General features: G+C 68.7%; 20 protein-coding genes and 1 tRNA gene. 11 read left to right on the plus strand and 10 right to left on the minus strand.

The window, feature by feature from the left end; all coding sequences use genetic code 11:
- The first annotated feature begins 51 nt into the window (after nucleotides 1-51).
- From EKG36_RS07685 to EKG36_RS07700, 4 genes are all read left to right on the plus strand, one after another.
- The gene (locus EKG36_RS07685) at nucleotides 52-339 is read left to right on the plus strand and encodes a hypothetical protein (RefSeq protein WP_126482734.1); all 288 of its coding nucleotides are present in this window, start codon (nucleotides 52-54) and stop codon (nucleotides 337-339) included.
- A gap of 235 nt (nucleotides 340-574) precedes the next feature.
- Nucleotides 575-1,219, plus strand: coding sequence for a metallophosphoesterase (locus EKG36_RS07690; RefSeq protein WP_126482736.1), 645 nt, complete (start codon nucleotides 575-577; stop codon nucleotides 1,217-1,219).
- Nucleotides 1,220-1,417: 198 nt separating this feature from the next.
- Nucleotides 1,418-2,491, plus strand: a complete 1,074-nt coding sequence (locus EKG36_RS07695) for a GGDEF domain-containing protein (protein WP_126482738.1) — start codon at nucleotides 1,418-1,420, stop codon at nucleotides 2,489-2,491.
- A gap of 244 nt (nucleotides 2,492-2,735) precedes the next feature.
- Complete coding sequence (locus EKG36_RS07700) at nucleotides 2,736-2,960, plus strand: hypothetical protein (RefSeq protein ID WP_126482740.1); 225 nt, start codon at nucleotides 2,736-2,738, stop codon at nucleotides 2,958-2,960.
- A gap of 156 nt (nucleotides 2,961-3,116) precedes the next feature.
- On the opposite strand, the gene EKG36_RS07705 is transcribed toward EKG36_RS07700, so the two are convergent.
- Nucleotides 3,117-3,206 (minus strand) — tRNA-Ser (locus EKG36_RS07705).
- A 112-nt stretch (nucleotides 3,207-3,318) separates the two neighbouring features.
- Between EKG36_RS07705 and EKG36_RS07710 the strand changes: the two genes are divergently transcribed.
- The 7 genes from EKG36_RS07710 (at nucleotide 3,319) to EKG36_RS07740 (ending at nucleotide 6,639) form a co-directional block, all read left to right on the plus strand.
- A complete protein-coding gene (locus EKG36_RS07710; RefSeq protein WP_126482742.1) occupies nucleotides 3,319-3,762 on the plus strand; it encodes an NUDIX hydrolase in 444 nt (147 codons plus the stop codon).
- A gap of 89 nt (nucleotides 3,763-3,851) precedes the next feature.
- Nucleotides 3,852-4,520, plus strand: a complete 669-nt coding sequence (locus EKG36_RS07715; RefSeq protein ID WP_126482744.1) for a Bax inhibitor-1/YccA family protein — start codon at nucleotides 3,852-3,854, stop codon at nucleotides 4,518-4,520.
- A 75-nt stretch (nucleotides 4,521-4,595) separates the two neighbouring features.
- Nucleotides 4,596-4,988, plus strand: coding sequence for a sulfurtransferase complex subunit TusD (gene tusD, locus EKG36_RS07720; protein ID WP_126482746.1), 393 nt, complete (start codon nucleotides 4,596-4,598; stop codon nucleotides 4,986-4,988).
- A 20-nt stretch (nucleotides 4,989-5,008) separates the two neighbouring features.
- A complete protein-coding gene (gene tusC / locus EKG36_RS07725) occupies nucleotides 5,009-5,389 on the plus strand; it encodes a sulfurtransferase complex subunit TusC (RefSeq protein WP_126482748.1) in 381 nt (126 codons plus the stop codon).
- 20 nt (nucleotides 5,390-5,409) lie between these two features.
- Entirely contained in the window at nucleotides 5,410-5,700 is a 291-nt protein-coding gene (tusB, locus tag EKG36_RS07730; protein WP_126482750.1) for a sulfurtransferase complex subunit TusB, read from the plus strand.
- Nucleotides 5,700-6,053 carry a TusE/DsrC/DsvC family sulfur relay protein gene (locus EKG36_RS07735; RefSeq protein WP_126482752.1) on the plus strand — a complete coding sequence of 118 codons (354 nt, stop codon included), beginning with the start codon at nucleotides 5,700-5,702 and terminating at the stop codon, nucleotides 6,051-6,053. The genes tusB and EKG36_RS07735 overlap by 1 nt, the downstream gene beginning before the upstream one ends.
- 1 nt (nucleotide 6,054) lies before the next feature.
- The gene (locus EKG36_RS07740) at nucleotides 6,055-6,639 is read left to right on the plus strand and encodes an acyl carrier protein phosphodiesterase (protein WP_126482754.1); all 585 of its coding nucleotides are present in this window, start codon (nucleotides 6,055-6,057) and stop codon (nucleotides 6,637-6,639) included.
- Here EKG36_RS07740 and EKG36_RS07745 read toward each other — a convergent pair.
- From EKG36_RS07745 to EKG36_RS07785, 9 genes are all read right to left on the minus strand, one after another.
- Nucleotides 6,626-7,852 carry a molybdopterin molybdotransferase MoeA gene (locus EKG36_RS07745; protein ID WP_126482756.1) on the minus strand — a complete coding sequence of 409 codons (1,227 nt, stop codon included), beginning with the start codon at nucleotides 7,850-7,852 and terminating at the stop codon, nucleotides 6,626-6,628. The genes EKG36_RS07740 and EKG36_RS07745 overlap by 14 nt on opposite strands.
- Before the next feature lie 368 nt (nucleotides 7,853-8,220).
- Complete coding sequence (moaB, locus tag EKG36_RS07750) at nucleotides 8,221-8,742, minus strand: molybdenum cofactor biosynthesis protein B (RefSeq protein WP_126482758.1); 522 nt, start codon at nucleotides 8,740-8,742, stop codon at nucleotides 8,221-8,223.
- A gap of 1 nt (nucleotide 8,743) precedes the next feature.
- Nucleotides 8,744-9,061, minus strand: coding sequence for a DUF1244 domain-containing protein (locus EKG36_RS07755; protein ID WP_126482760.1), 318 nt, complete (start codon nucleotides 9,059-9,061; stop codon nucleotides 8,744-8,746).
- 101 nt (nucleotides 9,062-9,162) lie between these two features.
- Nucleotides 9,163-10,227, minus strand: coding sequence for a formate dehydrogenase subunit gamma (locus EKG36_RS07760; protein ID WP_126482762.1), 1,065 nt, complete (start codon nucleotides 10,225-10,227; stop codon nucleotides 9,163-9,165).
- A gap of 11 nt (nucleotides 10,228-10,238) precedes the next feature.
- Nucleotides 10,239-10,853: a formate dehydrogenase FDH3 subunit beta gene (gene fdh3B / locus EKG36_RS07765; RefSeq protein ID WP_126482764.1), complete on the minus strand. Its 615-nt coding sequence runs from the start codon at nucleotides 10,851-10,853 to the stop codon at nucleotides 10,239-10,241.
- Nucleotides 10,854-10,872: 19 nt separating this feature from the next.
- Nucleotides 10,873-13,728 carry a molybdopterin-dependent oxidoreductase gene (locus tag EKG36_RS07770; protein WP_126482766.1) on the minus strand — a complete coding sequence of 952 codons (2,856 nt, stop codon included), beginning with the start codon at nucleotides 13,726-13,728 and terminating at the stop codon, nucleotides 10,873-10,875.
- A gap of 27 nt (nucleotides 13,729-13,755) precedes the next feature.
- Nucleotides 13,756-13,962, minus strand: a complete 207-nt coding sequence (locus EKG36_RS07775) for a twin-arginine translocation signal domain-containing protein (RefSeq protein ID WP_126482768.1) — start codon at nucleotides 13,960-13,962, stop codon at nucleotides 13,756-13,758.
- A 14-nt stretch (nucleotides 13,963-13,976) separates the two neighbouring features.
- Nucleotides 13,977-14,606, minus strand: a complete 630-nt coding sequence (locus EKG36_RS07780) for a TorD/DmsD family molecular chaperone (RefSeq protein ID WP_126482770.1) — start codon at nucleotides 14,604-14,606, stop codon at nucleotides 13,977-13,979.
- Between the two features lie 2 nt (nucleotides 14,607-14,608).
- A complete protein-coding gene (locus EKG36_RS07785) occupies nucleotides 14,609-16,318 on the minus strand; it encodes a 4Fe-4S dicluster domain-containing protein (RefSeq protein WP_126482772.1) in 1,710 nt (569 codons plus the stop codon).
- Between the last annotated feature and the right edge of the window lie 39 nt (nucleotides 16,319-16,357).

Raw genomic sequence — 16,357 nt, forward strand, 5'->3', positions numbered from 1 at the left:
GCGGAGGGATGGTCGACACTGTGACGAATGGGCAGCGGCGGAGGTCGTCAGATGAACGTCCTTGTGGTCAGCTATGCACCGGGCAGCGATCTGCTGCTCTCTCTGTCGGTCGATCGCCCCCCGCATCCCGGCGAGGTCCTGCACGTGGCGGGGCAGAGGGTGCGGGTCCTGCGGGCCATTCCCCTGGTCGACTTTCACGATCATGCCTACTCCGTGGTCGTCACCGAGATGCCGGGTCCGGCCGCCGAGGCCTTCCCCCTGGCGGGGGAATCACCGGTGACGATCGATGAGCCCGCGGTGCTTGGCGCGCCCGGCGGGAGTGTCTCGCCCCCTTCCTAGCCGATCCGGCGTCAGCCGATGTCGGGTCTCGCCGGGCCCTGCGGTGGAGGGCGGGGCCTGCTCAGGCATCCGCCCTCGGCGGCTTGCCTAGCCCCCGCCGCCTGCCCGTTTGCCGGGGCCGCCGTCTGCCCCGGCCGTGTCGCGGCGATGCCTGGCATGCGCTCGTCGCGACCGCAGCCCAGATGCGGCCCTTGCCGGGAATGGTCGCCGGCGTCGAGCCATCGGGGAGAGCGACATGATCCGCCATGCAACCAATCACCGAGGACGCGATTTCTTTGTCGGCGACCTGCACGGCGAGTATGACCTGCTGATGGCTCAGCTGAGCCGGGTCGCGTTCGACCAGCGCGTCGATCGCCTGTTCTCGGTGGGTGACCTGATCGATCGGGGGCCGGCCTCGCTGTCGTGCCTGCGGCTGTCCTGCCAGCCCTGGTTCCATGGCGTGCGTGGCAATCACGAGATGCTGGCGCATGATGCCCTCTTCGTGGATGGCGCCGGCATGGCCCTGTGGCGGATCAATGGTGGCGCCTGGGCCCTGGACAAATCGCTCGATGAGGTCCGGCGAGTCCTCGAGGCTGCCCTGCAGCACTTGCCTTATGCCCGTGAGGTGCGGGTGGGCGAGCGGCGGATCGGCATGGTGCACGCCGAGCCGCCGGCCGACTGGTCAGGGATCGAGGAGTGCGATCGGCATGCGCTGGTGTGGGGGCGAGAACGCATCCGGCGGGGCGATACCACCCCGGTGACCGGTATCGATGCCGTGGTCGTCGGCCATACCATCGTGGAAGCGCCCCGGGTGCTCGGCAATGTGCACTACCTCGATACCGGCGCCTTCCTTACCGGGCGCCTGACCCTGGTCGAGGCGCGTGAGCTGTTGCCGGGATGATGCCGACGAGCAAGGAGGGATGGCCGGTGCCGGCGGCCGGAAGGATCACCCTTGGCATTAAAGACCGCCGCGACCCGGCCGATGTATACTTGTCGCCGTTTGTGGACAAGAGCGTCGCGGCCGGTGGCGGTGTGGCCCTCGCAAGGCCTGCCTCTCCAGGAGGCGTTGTAATGGCAGCATGTCAGGGAGTGCAGGCAAATGATGAAGACACCGCTGTGGCAGGGCTGGTGGCGCCTCGGCGATGATGCCGGTCTGGGGGCGGACTCTCGACGGGCAGGGCTGTCCAATTGCTTCCTGATCATCATCGCGCTGACGTCGCTCGTCTATGCGCTGGTCAATGCCGTCTACTTCGAGGCCTTCCCCCTGGCGGCGGTCGAGTTGGGCGTGTTCGTCATCGTCCTGCTGGCGCTGGTCGACATGCGGATCAACCGGAATGTCGAACGCGCGTCCTGGGTGACGGTGCTCTCCTGCGGGGGGCTCTCGGCCTTCTTCTACTGGTACGTGAAGGCCGATGTCTCGGCGGCGGTATGGACGGTCTTCTTTGCCATCATCAACTTTTTCCTGCTCGGGACGCGCAAGGGGTTGCCCGTCTACCTGGTCTTCTCCGCGGTCCTCCTGTCGATGATCGTCTATTACCGTGACACCTGGCCGGCACTGGCATCGGGGGCTGCCTGGATCAATGTGCTGGGGGCCATGCTTGCCTGCGGCGCAGCGGCCTATTATCAGGAACGCTCCCGGGAAGCCGCCCATGAGCGCATCGAGGCACTGGCCAACCGGGACAGCCTGACCGGTATCTCGAACCGGCGCCATTTCATGCAAGGCTTCGCTCAGGCGCGGCAGTTGCTATGCCACAGCGGCGGGAAGTACTCGCTGGTGCTCATCGATATCGATCACTTCAAGGCGGTCAATGACACCCATGGCCATGCCGTCGGCGATCAGGTGATCAAGGCCATCATCCGGCGCATCGTCTCGGCCGTTCGCGCCGAGGACCTGGTGGCACGCCTGGGCGGAGAGGAGTTCTGCGTCCTGCTCCTCGACTGCGAGGGTGACGATGCCCTGCGCCGCGCCGAGGGCCTTCGTCGGGTCGTGGCCTCGGAGCCGGTGACCGTGGGAAGCCTCGGCGTATCGGTGACGATCAGCGTCGGGGTCGCCGACGGGAATCCCCGGACCCGGGGGTTCAGCGAGATGTTCGCGGATGCGGACAGGCGGCTGTATGTCGCCAAGTCCCAGGGCCGCAATCGGGTGATCGCGTCGGGCTCTCAGGGGCAGTGACATGACGCATCGGATACCGGGAACGCCATTCAAGTGACGGCGCAGGCTGCCGATACCTGCCTTGCTGGCGGACCGGCCTGCCGTCGATGACGGTTGTGTCCGGGCGTGCGGAGGGAGGGGTGGCATGATGCCGGCCTATCGACCACGCTACATCAGAAGAACCACATAAGAAGAAGCATGCAATACGCAGGGCCTGCGCCCGGGCCGTTGCCGGTGTCAGGTCCGTTTACGCAGGAGAGTTATCATGACAGTGACCGTTCGGATCGTCGTTCGCTATGCCCTGAAGGCGATCACCTGGATCGCCTTCCTGGTCTTTTTGGGCCTGGCGGCGGGCATGATCATGGCCCACGGAGAGACCGCGCAAAGCCTCGGTGACTTCCTGGCGCCGATCATCGTGGCGGGCCTGTTCCTGATCGCGCTGGTCTGGCTCAGCGGCAAGGGGCAGCAGGCCCTGACAGACTCGCGCTAGGAGGGGCAACGCCCCATGTCCAGCGGGCCCGGCAGGTGCCGGTCGCCCGCTGGGACGCGCCGGAACAGGCGACACTCATGACGCCATGAGCCAGCGGGGTGCGGATGCCGTAGAAACGAAAAAAGCGCCCGCAGGCGCTTGATTCTGAATAGGAAGTGGCGGAGGGACAGGGATTCGAACCCTGGGAAGGCTCTCACCTTCGCCGGTTTTCAAGACCGGTGCATTCAACCGCTCTGCCATCCCTCCGGCTCACGGCGATGTATCCTACCAGCTTTTCCGTGGAGGTCAAGACCGTCGTGCGATCAAGGTGTTATCCCAATGCCGTGCCACCAGGCGGCCGCTGGCGCCGGGGGGCGTCATGACAGGGGAGCGGTGGCCCGTGGTCGCGGTGGCGGCGGCGGTAGTGCGCGACGCCCGTATCCTGCTGGTGCGCCGTGCCCGTGCCCCCAACGCCGGCCGCCTGGCTCTGCCGGGCGGCAAGGTCGAGCCCGGCGAGTCGCTGCAGCAGGCGGTGCGGCGTGAACTGCGTGAGGAGACCGGTCTCGTGGGGCGGGCAGGCGAGGTGATCACGGCGCTGGAGGTGGTCGACCGGGACGATCAGGGCCGGCTGCGCGCCCACTTCGTCATCGTCGTGCTGCGGGTCGACGTGCAGGGCGGCGAGGCGGCGCCCGGCGACGATGCCGAAGCGGTATGCTGGCTGGATCTCGTCGGCCTGGAGGCCGCGGGCGATGCCGTCTGCACGCCGGCCGCCGAGATCGCCCGGCGGATGCTGGCCGACGCGTCGGCGCAGAATTGTCGTTGAAACCCGACAAGGCCGGCGCTTGCGTCGGGAACCGGCAGGCGGCATCCTGTGTCCATGAGAAGGATCCACTAATAGGGAGCACTGGATCAATGGCTTTCCAAGACACGCAAGTGACGAGTCAGCAGACACAGGCCGTCAGTACCAACAAGGTGTTGCGAAACACCTACGGTCTGTTGGCGATGACCCTGCTGTTCTCCGCCGTCACGGCGGGGGCCGCCATGGCCCTGGGCATTCAGCAGATGAATATCCTGGTGTTCTTCATCGGAGCCTACGGCCTGATGTTCCTGGTCCACAAGACCGCCAACTCCGCGGCCGGCCTGCTGGCGACCTTCGCCTTCACCGGCTTCATGGGCTTCACCCTGGGGCCGATCCTCAGTGCCTACCTGACGCTGCCCAACGGCGCCCAGCTGATCATGACCGCCCTGGGCCTCACCGGCCTGACGTTCTTCGGCCTGTCCGCCGTGGCGCTGGTGACTCGCAAGGATTTCAGCTTCCTCGCCAACTTCCTGATGGCGGGCGCCATCGTGCTGGTGCTGGCGATGGTCGCGGCCCTGGTCTTCCAGATCCCGACTCTCTCGCTGATGGTCTCTGCCGGGTTTGTGCTCTTCGCCTCCGCAGCCATCCTCTACCAGACCAGCGAGATCGTGCACCGGGCCGGCGAGACCAACTACATCCTGGCCACCATCACCCTCTATGTATCGATCTACAACCTGTTCGTCAGCCTGCTGTCCCTGCTGGGGATCATGAGTCAGGACTGACCACCGCGGTTCCCCGCGGTACGCGCAAGGCTGGCCCCGCTACGGCGGGGCCAGCACGTTTATACGAGGCCCTCCATGCGATATGCGATCCTGCTGATGGGTGCCCCCTACAGCCATCAGGCCAGTCACTCGGCCCTGCGCTTCGCCCGCGCCGTGCTGGCACGGGGGCACCGTCTCGAGGCGGTGTTCTTCTATCATGACGGCGTGCACAACGCGGCGCGTCTGGCCTCGCCCCCCCAGGACGAGCCCCACCTGGTGGACGCCTGGGCGGTTCTCGGCAGCGAGCATGACGTACCGCTGCAGGTCTGCATCGCCGCGGCCCTGCGTCGGGGGCTGCTCGACTCCCGCGAGGCGAGCCGCCATGGCAAGGCAGGCCACAGCGTCGAGGCGCCCTTCGAGCTGACCGGCCTCGGCCAGCTGGTCGATCTCGGGCTGCGGTGTGATCGGCTCGTGACCTTTGGGCCCTGAGCATGAACGAGGGGGATGCAATGAAGAGCGACCTTGACCTCGAGCCCGGCGATCTGCTGGTGATCTTGCGCCACGGCCCGCACGGCACGAGCTGGCTGCGGGAGGGACTGGATGCGGCCCTGGTGGCGGCCGCCTTCGGTCGGCGGGTCTCGCTGCTGTTCATGGGCGAGGGGGTGAGCGCCCTGGTGACCGGTCAGCAAGCCGGCCCGCTGGGCCAGAAGGGCACCGCGCCGACACTCGAGATGCTGGCGATGTATGATATCGAGACCCTGTGGGTCGAGGACGAGGCACTGTCGAGCCTTGGCCTCGCGGAGGGCGACCTGATGCTGCCGACCCGTCCGCTGGCCGCCGAGGCCATCGAGCGGGCGGTGGCGGCGCATCCGCTGGTGCTCACCTTCTAGCCGGCTCGAGGAGTCCGAGGATGAAACTGCATATCGTGAACCGCTCGCCGGCCAGCAGCCAGGTGTATGCCCAGGCGGTAACGGCCATGGGGCCGGATGATCGCCTGCTGCTGATCGAGGACGGGGTCCAGGGCGCGCTGCCTCAGCTGGTCCGTTATTACGAGGACATCCCGGGTCGCCTCTACGTCCTGCGCGAGGACCTGGAGGCACGTGGGCTGCTCGGCCGTTGCGATGGGTCAGTGCTGGTAGTGGACGTGGATGGCTTCGTGCAATTGACCGAGGAAGCCGAACAGACGGTGAGCTGGTACTGATGGCAACCACGGAAATATACCGTTATCTATCCGTTGCTGACCAACAGGTCGGGCTTGACCCGGAGGGTTACCTGGTCGACCTTGATCAGTGGTCACCCGATGTGGCGGCAGCGCTGGCGGACGAGGAGGGCATCCTGCTCGAGGACGATCACTGGGAGGTGCTTCGGGTGCTGCGCGACTTCTACGCCCGCTACGAGATGGCCCCGGCCATGCGTCCCCTGGTCAAGGCGGTGGGCATGGCCCTGGGAGCGGACAAGGGGCGCTCGATCCACCTGATGCGGCTCTTCCCCGGCAGCCCGGCCAAGGTCGCGGCTCGGCTGGCGGGGCTTCCGAAACCCACCCATTGCCTGTGACATGAACTTTCTTGCCCACGGCTGGCTGGCGCGGGGAGGTAGTGACGACTTCCTCTACGGCAACCTCGTTGCCGACGGCGTCAAGGGCGGCGACCTGGGCGGCTGGCACGCCGCGGTCGCCGAGGGCATCCGCCACCACCGGCGGGTCGATGCCTTTGTCGATTCCCATCCCGCAGTGCGGCAGGCCCGCGCCCTGGCACCGGATGGCCGGCGCCGCTATGCCGGCATCGCCCTCGACCTGCTCTGGGATCACTTCCTGGCCATCCGGCTGCCGCGCCAGGAGCGGGATGTCCTCGTCCAGCGCTGTTACCGGCTGCTCGAGGAGCGACCGGCCCCCGCCCGCCTGGCGGCGATGATGCCGGTGCTGGTGCGCCAGGACTGGCTGCGGGCCTATGCCGAGTTCCGCTTCACCTGTCGCGCCGTGGAGGGCATCGGCCGACGCCTCTCGGGGCCGAACCGCCTGGCCGAGCTGCTGCCCTGGCTGGAGCGCGACTACGACCGGCTGGAGGGGGCCTTCACCCGGCTCTGGGAGGACGTGACCCCGGCCCTGGAGATCCCCCCGGGCCGCGACCTCAATCGCCCCTGAGCCACAGGCAATCGACGGCCGCACCCGGCGCGATGGTGGTGTCCGGCGGGATGACCGCCAGGCCGTCGGCGCCGATGCAGGACGACAGCACCCCGGAATTCTGGTCCCGGAAGGCCCGGGCCACGATGCCCTCGGCGGTGAAGTCCAGGGCGACCCGCATGTAGTGCTGCCGTGGCCCGGTCTGGGTCGCAAAGTCGGCGCGCGCCATCAGCCGGGGCAGCTCTGCCAGGGCCGGGCAGGCGAGCAGCGCGCCGGTCAGCGGTCGCAGGAACAGCCAGGCGCCGACAAAACAGGATACCGGGTTGCCGGGCAGGCCGACGAAGCGCGCCTCCCCGGTGCTCGCCGCCTGCCGGGGCAGGCGCCCCAGGGCCAGCGGCTTGCCGGGGCGGATGGCCAGCCGCCACATGTCGAGCCGGCCCAGGGTCTCCAGGGCGGCCTTGACGTGATCCTCCTCGCCGACGCTGACGCCGCCCGTGGTTACCACCACATCGGCGTTCTCGGCGGCCTCCTGCAGGACGCGGCGGGTGCCCTCGGCGTCGTCCGGCACCGTCGCGACGCGCACCACTTCGGCCCCGAAGCGGGTCAGCAGCGTCCGCAGCATGGGCCGGTTGGAGTTGTAGATCTGCCCGGGGCCCAGCGGACGACCGGGCTCGACGATCTCGTCGCCGGTGGAGAGCAGGGCGACGCGTGGGCGGCGACGGACCTCGACCCGGGTGATGCCCTGGCCGGCGAGATGCCCGAGGGCCGCGGCATCGAGACGGGTGCCGGCCGCCAGCAGGCGAGCGCCGATGGCCACGTCGCGGCCGCGGCGGCGCAGGTTGTCGGCGGCCGGGATCGTGCCGGGGATCCAGGCCCGGTCACCCTCGACCTCGACCCGCTCCTGCATCACCACGCAGTCGGCCCCGGCGGGCACCTCGCCGCCAGTGAAGATCCGCGCGCAGCCGCCGGGCGAGAGGGGGGCGGCGTGCGTGCCGGCGGCGATACGCTGGACGATAGGCAGCCACTGGCCGGCATCACGGTGATCCAGGGCATAGCCGTCCATGGCGCTGTTGTCGAAGGGCGGTACGTCGAGTCGGGCCATGACATCCTGGGCCAGCACCCGGCCCGCCGCCGACTCGCTGGAAACGGTCTCGGCGGGCAACGCGCCGACGCCGTCGAGCAGAGTGGTGAGGGCCGCCTCGACGGGCTGTAGCTTGCCGTGCTTGTCAGCCATGCTGGCCTCGCTCGGGAATCACCGGGTTGGCCGGAAGGGGCAGAGAGCTGCAGGGCTTGTGCCGGCCGTCGGCCGTCATGTGGTTGTCAGCCATGCTGGCCTCGCTCGGGAATCACCGGGTTGGCCGAAAGGGGCAGAGAGCTGCAGGGCTTGTGCCGGCCGTCGACCGTCTTGTGGTTGTCAGCCATGCTGGCCTCGCTCGGGAATCACCAGGTTGGCCAGAAGGGGCAGAGAGTTGCAGGGCTTGTGCCGGCTGTCGGCCGTCTTGTGGTTGTCAGCCATGCTGGCCTCGCTCGGGAATCACCGGGTTGGCCGGAAGGGGCAGAGAGCTGCAGGGCTTGTGCCGGCTGTCGACCGTCTTGTGGTTGTCAGCCATGCTGGCCTCGCTCGGGAATCACCAGGTTGGCGAAGTTACATGGCTTGTGCCGACTGTCGAGCTGCTCGGCGAGGATCCCGTCCCAGCCGGTGCGGCAGGCCCCGGTGGAGCCGGGCAGGCAGAACACCACGGTGGCGTTGGCCAGGCCGCCCAGGCAGCGGCTCTGCACGGTGGAGCTGCCCACCTCGTGCCAGGACAGCTGGCGGAACAGCTCGCCGAAGCCCTCGATGCGCTTGTCGAGCAGCACCGACACGGCCTCGGGGGTGGAATCGCGGCCGGTGAAGCCGGTCCCCCCGGTGGTGAGGATGACCTGGACATCGGGGTCGGCGATCCAGGCCGCGACCACCGCACGGATGCGGTAGACGTCATCGGGGACGATGCGCTTGTCGGCCAGGCGGTGCCCGGCGTCGGTGAGGCGTGCCACCAGGGCCTCACCGCTGCGATCGGTGTCCTCGGTGCGGGTGTCGGAGACGGTGAGTACCGCCACCGACAGGGGAATCATCGGCTCGCTCATCTCAGCCCCGCCCCTGCTTGGCAGCCTGGCGGGCCTCGAAGGCGGCCTGCTGTTCCGGGGTGGCCTCGGCCTGGTACTTCGCCTTCCACTCGGTGTAGGGCATGCCGTAGACATATTCCCGGGCGCTCTCGTAGTCCAGTGATTCGCCGCGCTCCTCGGCGGCGGCCACCAGCCACTTGGACAGGCAGTTGCGGCAGAAGTCGGCCAGGATCATCAGCTCGATGTTCTGCACCTCCTTGTGCTCGTCCAGGTGGCGCAGCAGGCGACGGAAGGCGGCGGCCTCGAGTTCGGTGCGGGTGCTGTCGTCCAGGTGTTGCATCGCGTTGGCTCCATGCTGGTGTCGGGCCCCTCGGGGGCGATTCCCCAGCTTATCAAAAGACACCGCCCGTGGGCGGTGTCATGAGGGGGTGGTGGGAGCGATCAGCCGGGGGGGCGGGAGGCGGAGGGGGCGTCGCTCTTCTCCTCCTCCGGGGCGGCCTCGTCGGTCTTGCCCTTGACCTCCTCGTACCAGAGGTTGTGGTGCTGCCTGGCCCAGCTCTCGTCCACGTAGCCGTGAGTCATGCCCTCCAGCACGCCTTCCGTGCCGATGGTGCCGATATAGATATGACCCAGCGCCACGGCAGTCAGCCCCAGGGCGCCGAGGGCATGGATGACATTGGCCCACTGCATGGTGTCGCGGGCCTGGTCGAAGTTGGGGAAGTCCAGCACCAGGCCGCTGACCACTACCACCAGGCCGACACTGGCCAGCAGCCAGTACCAGAGCTTCTCGCCGGCGTTGGCGAAGCCGGCATCCGGGTGCCCCTTGCCGACCATGCCCCCGCCCTGGCGAAGCCACTCCAGGTCGTGGCGCTTGGGCAGGTTGTGGCGCAGGAAGCGGGCCAGCACCAGCAGCAGCATGATAGCGAACAGTGGGCCCAGGTAGTTGTGGAGGGTCTTGGTGCCGGTCATCAGGCCGGCCCAGGCGCCGTCACCGAACACCGGGCGCAGCAGGGCCTTGCCGTAGAGCAGCAGCAGGCCGGTCAGCCCGAGCAGGATGAACAGGCTGGCCACGCTCCAGTGCAGGGCGCGGTCCAGCACCGGCCAGCGCAGCAGCTTGCGCCCGGTGCGGGGCTCGTCGAGCCGCTGGCGGCCGACGACGAGATAGAACACCAGGAGCACGGCCAGCATGCCGAGAATGGCGATGGCACCGAAGGGCGAGACCCAACGGTCGCGGATCTGCCGCCAGGTCTCGCCACTGGCATTGATCAGGTTGTAGGTGCTCTCTGCCCGGCTGTCGCGGAAGTTGGCGTCGGTCTCGCCGCTGCGGATCTGCCGCCAGGCGTCGGCGTCCACCGCGGGTACGGCGAAGGCGGCTTCCTGCCCGGGATTCGCCTCGCCGGGTGTGGCGTCCTGAGCCCGGGCCTGCTGGCCCAGGGCGACCAGCATCAGCGCCACCAGCAATGCCGTCAGCGCGAGCCGCCAGGAGTCTCGCATCGCGATGCTCATGGTCTGCCTCCTTAGCCCTGCTGGGTGGCGTCATAGGCCAGCGAATCGGCATCGGCCCGGGGATTGCCGGACCAGCCACCATCCTCGTGCCCCCGCCGCACCACCCGCTGACGGAAGATATCCGCGATCTCCTGGGCATCACCGGCGAGCAGCGCCTTGGTGGAGCACATCTCGGCACACAGCGGCAGCTTGCCCTCGTCGATGCGGTTGGCGCCGTACTTGGCGTATTCCTCCTCCTTGCTGTCGGCCGGCCCCCCGGCGCAGAAGGTGCACTTGTCCATCTTGCCGCGCTCGCCGAAGGCGCTCTGCTGGGGGAACTGCGGCGCGCCGAAGGGGCAGGCATAGAGGCAGTAGCCACAGCCGATACACAGGTCCTTGTCGTGGAGCACGATGCCGTCGTCGCGCTGGTAGAGGGTCTCGGTGGGGCAGACGGCGATGCAGGGGGCGTCGTCGCAGTGCATGCAGGCCACCGAGATGGACACTTCGCTGGGCTCGCCGTCGTCCAGGGTCACCACGCGGCGCCGCTGGATGCCCCATTCCACCTCGTTGGCGTTCTTGCAGGCGGTGACGCAACCGTTGCATTCGATGCAGCGCTCAGCGTCACACATGAATTTCATCGTTGCCATGATGTCCTCCCGTGGGCCGTCAGCCGGCCTTCTCGATGCGACAGAGCGTGCACTTGGTTTCCTGCATCTGGGTCACCGAGTCGTAGCCGTAGGTAGTGGCCGTGTTCGCGGCCTCGCCCAGTACATAGGGGGCCGACCCCTCGGGGTAGCGGTCATGGAGGTTCTCGCCCTGGAACATGCCGCCGAAGTGGAAGGGCATGAACACCACCTCGCGGGCGACCCGCGGGGTGACCAGGGCCTGCACCCGCACGCGGCCCCCCTCGGCACCCTCGACCCAGACCATCTCGCCGTCGGCGACGCCCAGGTCGTTGGCCAGTGCCGGGTTGATCTCGACGAACATCTGCTGTTGCAGCTCGGCGAGCCAGGACATGGAGCGTGTCTCCTCGCCGCCGCCCTCGTACTCCACCAGCCGCCCGGAGGTGAGAATGATCGGGTAGGTGGCGGTCACGTCCTTCTGCTGGATGGAGCGGTAGAGGGTCGGCAAGCGGTAGTGGGAGGCCACGTCGTCCCAGGTGGGGTAGTCGCTCACCAGGTCGCGGCGGCTGGTATAGAGCGGCTCGCGGTGCTTGGGGATCGGGTCCGGGAAGGTCCAGACATTGCAGCGGGCCTTGGCATTGCCGAAGGGAGCACACTCATGAGCAATGGCCACCCGCTGGATGCCGCCGGACAGGTCGGTCTTCCAGTTCTGGCCCTCGGCGGCCTGCTGCTCCTGCGCCGTGAGTTCGCCCCACCAGCCCAGATCCTTGAGCATGGCCGCGGTGAACTCCGGGTAGCCGTCGTCCAGCTCCGAGCCGCGACTGAAGGAGCCGTCGGCGAGCAGGGACACGCCATCGCGCTCGATGCCGAAGCGGGCTCGGAAGGTCAGCCCCCCCTCGGAGACCTTCTTGCTGGTGTCGTAGAGGATGGGGGTACCGGGGTGGCCCATCTCGGCGGTGCCCCAGCAGGGCCAGGGCAGGCCGTAGTAGTCGCCGTCGGCGGCCCCGCCCTGGGCCTGCAGGGTCTCGAAGTTGAAGGTATGCCAGTTCTGCTGGTGGGCCTTGAGGCGTTCCGGGCTCTGGCCGGTGTAGCCCACGGTCCACATGCCGCGGTTGAACTCCCGGGTGATGTCCTCGATCAGCGGCTCGCTGCCCTCGACACGGATGTTCTTGAACAGCTGCTCGGCGAAGCCCAGCTTGCGGGCCAGCAGGTACATGATCTCATGGTCGGGCTTGGACTCGAACAGCGGTTCGATGACCCGGTCGCGCCACTGGATGGAGCGGTTGGTGGCCGTCACGCTGCCGGTGGTCTCGAACTGGGTGCAGGCGGGCAGCAGGTAGACGCCGTCGCTGCGATCGTGCATGACCGCGGCCACGGTGGGATAGGGGTCGACAATGACCATCATCTCCAGTTGCTGCATGGCCCGGCGCATCTCGGGGCCGCGGGTCTGGGAGTTGACCGCGTGCCCCCAGTAGAACATCGCCTTGAGGCGGGTGCGCTGGGCGATGGCCTCCTCTTCCTCGAGGACTCCGTCGATCCAGCGGGACACGGTGATGCCGCTGGAATTCATCGGCTTGCCGTCCACGTATTCGGCGGGGTCGAAGCGGCTGACGAGCCAGTCGTAGTCCAGGTCCCAGACCCTGGCCCAGTGCCGCCAGGCGCCCTCGGAGAGGCCGTAATAGCCGGGCAGGGAGTGCGACATCAGGCCCAGGTCGGTGGCGCCCTGGACGTTGTCGTGTCCCCGGAAGATGTTGGCGCCGCCGCCGGAGACGCCGATATTGCCCAGGGCGAGCTCCAGGATGCAGTAGGCCCGGGTGTTGTTGTTGCCGGTGGTGTGCTGGGTGCCGCCCATGCACCAGACGATGCAGCCGGGGCGATTCTCGGCCAGGCGGCGGGCCGTGTCGCGCATGGTCGCCTCGGGCACCCCGGTGATGTTCTCCACCACCTCCGGCGAGAAGGCCGCCACCTCGCTGCGCACGTCGTCCATGCCGTAGACCCGCTGGGCGATGTAGTCGCGATCCTCCCAGCCGTTCTCGAAGATGTGCCACAGCAGCCCCCAGATGAAGGCCACGTCGCTGCCGGGACGCAGCCGCACATAGTGGTCGGCCTTGGCGGCGGTGCGGGTGAAGCGGGGGTCGACCACGATGATCTCGGCCTGGCTGCGCTCCTTGGCCAGCAAAATGTGCTGCATGGCCACCGGGTGGGCCTCGCAGGGGTTGGAGCCGATGAACATGATCGCCCGGCTGTGCTGGATATCGTTGAGCGAGTTGGTCATCGCCCCGTAGCCCCAGGTGTTGGCCACCCCGGCCACGGTGGTGGAGTGGCAGATGCGCGCCTGGTGGTCGGTGTTGTTGGTGCCCGCCAGGGCGGCGAACTTGCGCAGCAGGTAGGCCTGTTCGTTGTTGAACTTGGCCGAGCCCAGCCAGTAGACGCTGTCCGGGCCATGCTGCTCGGTGAGCTCGAGGACCCGGTTGCCGATCTCCTCGATGGCCTGGTCCCAGCTCAGCCGTTGCCATTCGCCGTCGACCAGCTTCATGGGGTACTTCAGTCGCCGGGTGGAATGGCCGTGCTGGCGCAGGGAGGCACCCTTGGCGCAATGGGCGCCGCGGTTGATGGGATGGTCGAAGGCCGGTTCCTGGCCGCTCCAGACGCCCTCCTGCACCTCCGCATAGACCCCGCAGCCCACCGAACAATGGGAGCAGACCGTACGCTTGGTCTCGATGGGGGCGTCGGAATAGGGCGTCTTCTCCGCGGCGTCGACCCGGCGCATCATCGGTGCGCCCATGAAGCCCGCGGCGGCCAGCCCGCCGGTGGTGGCACCGCTGCGCTTGAGGAACTGGCGGCGGGAGATGCCGAGGCCGCCGGCCCTGGGAGTGGAGGAGCTTCGCGTCAGTCGCATGGTATCGGTCTCCTGGCGGGCGCGGACTCAGTCGCGCAGGGTGGCGTAGTAGGCGCGGATGTGGGCGGTCTCGCGGTAGCCCCGCGGAGTCTCGCGCCGCGCAGCGTCCTGCGGGGTGGCCTCGGCCCGCACCAGGGGCACCTGGCCGAGGCCGGCGGTGGCCCCCGCCGCGACGGTGCCGAGGCCAAGGGTCTTGAGGAAGCGGCGGCGCTGGGGATTGCGTTCGGTGGACATGGGAGTCTCCTCGTTCAGGGCGCAGGCGGGGTGACGAATCGCACGGGGGTTTCGCCGTCGGTCGCCGCCAGGCGACGCGACTCCTCGGCGAGAAAGCCCCGGCCGAGCTCACCGAGCCGGGCATAGAAGGGGGTGTCGACGGCGGCCAGATCGGCCAGGCAGACATCCGCCCAGGGGGCCAGGTGACGGTGGTAGAAGCCGGCCTCCTCGTGGGCGGCGGTGTCCACCAGCAGGGCCATGACCTCCAGTTCCGCCGCCAGGTGGTCCTCAGGGTCGCGGCTGTGCTCGGCGCGGGCGATTCCCAGGCGCCGCAGATCGCGGCGCAGGGCGACCAGCGCCTCGTCCATCAGGGCACCATTGCGGTACCAGGAGGCATAGGGGGTGACGTCGCCCTCGATGACGCCGACCAGGTGGCGGAAATGCGCCCGAGTCAGGGCCGCCGGAGAGGCCTTGCCGGCGGCCTGGGCCAGGCCCTGCCAGGCTTGGGCCAGATCGCCATCGTCCTCGGGGTCGAGGGTCGCCAGCCAGGCGAGTAGCGCCCCGTCGGGTGGCTCACGCAGCAGGCGGCCCAGTAGCCGATAGATATCGGCGCGCAGGGCCCGCGTCTCGTCGCGGGGCTCGGCCGTGGGCAGTTCCTGGGTCATGGTCATACCTTCAGTTGCGCGTCGGGGTCGCGGGCCATGGCCCGCCAGGCATCGCGAACGCGGCAGTCCTCGCACATCTCCAGCCGCCGGGCGGCGTCGCCGGCAAAGTGGGGATGATCGGCCAGCTTGGCCTTGATGGCGGCGATGGTGCCGGCGCTGGCGAAGGGCTTGCCACAATGGATACAGGGGAAGGGCGCCTCCTCGTGAAGCACGCGTCGCTCGCCGCGTGCCGGGTCGGTCAGCAGTCCCGGGGTCAGGCGGATGGCATCCTCCGGACAGGCGGCCTCGCACAGGCCGCACTGCACGCAGTCGGCCTCGCGGAGGTCGAGGCGCGGAGCGTCCCGGCCGGCCCCCAGCGCCGGCGTGGGGCAGGTCGCCACGCAGGCCATGCACAGGGTGCAGGTCGCCTGGTTGACCGTGATCCCTCCATAGGGCGCGCCCGCCGGCAGGGCATGGCGCTCGCCATCCGGGGTGCCGAGCTCGGCGAGGCGGTCGAGCGCCTGGTCGAGGCGGGCTCGCTTGTCGTCGCCCGTCAACACGAGGGGCGTGGCGGTCAGCGGCGGCAGGGCGGATGGGGCATCGCGGCCGGCAGTATCGCCGGGCGCTAGGCACACCAGCCGCTCGGGGGCATGGCCCAGGGCCGAGAGCAGGCCCCGCGCCAGCGCCAGCTGGTCGTCGAGGAACGTCCTCAGCCGGTCGGGCATGTCGGCGTGGTACTGCAGGCGTACCTCCGCGGCGCCGCCGGCCAGCGCGGCGAGCCACTGGTCGTGACCGGCGGCGCCGAGCTCCTCGAGAGGAATGTCGATCACATGCCCGGCGGCGTCCTCGAGCAATGTCTCGGCCTCCAGGAAGCGCACGACGGGCGTGCGACCTCCGGCTGTCAGGTAGGCCGACAGCCAGCCCAGCAGGGTGTCCAGCTGGCGCGGGGCGGTCGGCTGGCGGTAGCTGATGGCGCCGGTGGGGCAGGCGCTGGCACAGCTGCCCACGCCGTGACAGCGATAGGGATCGATCTCGATCCATGCCTCGATGCGGCCCTGGCGACTGGCGATGGCATCGGCGGGACATACCTCGAGGCAGCGCGTACAGCCCGGTTGGCCATTGGCGGCATGGGCGCAGCGCTGGGCATCCACCTGGACGTAGCGGGGTTTGTCGAACTCGCCCACCAGGTCGGCGGCCTCGGTCAGGCGCGTGTCGCGCGCCGCGTCCTCCCAGTGGAAGGCGAGGTAGCCGGGCGGCGGGAGTTCCAGTCCCAGGCAGGGGACTTCCCCGAGGTCGATGACGAGGTCGAAATGCGTGCGGTCGGCCAGTGCCTTCGCCAGGTCCAGGGGCCCCTGGGGGGTGTCCAGGGACGCGGTGAAGCACCCCAGGTAGCCCGACAGGCGAAGACGGCGGCGCTGTTCCCGGCTGAGGGAGTGCTGGGAGAGGTGGTCGGTGGCGGCCAGCAGGGCCTCGTCGTCGTTCGCGCCGGCGGCGACGGGCTCGGTGATGAGCAGGCTCAGCGACCCCAGCCCCCTGTTGGCGAGGGCCCTGGCGGCGCGCCTGACATCCCGCTCGTTGCCCAGCAGCAGGGCATGGCCCTCGCTGACATAGCTCAGGGTCTCCGGGGCCAGGTTGACGGGCCAGGAGAGTTGACGACGGGCAAGGTCCCGTGCCTGGCGATTACGGGGCTCGTCCGCCTCGTCCACCGGCAGCAGGTCGATTCGCTGGTTCATGCAGCCTCACGGTCGAAGTTCGTTATTATTATGAAACGC

This window comes from Halomonas nitroreducens (genome assembly GCF_003966155.1).
GTDB lineage: Bacteria > Pseudomonadota > Gammaproteobacteria > Pseudomonadales > Halomonadaceae > Halomonas > Halomonas nitroreducens.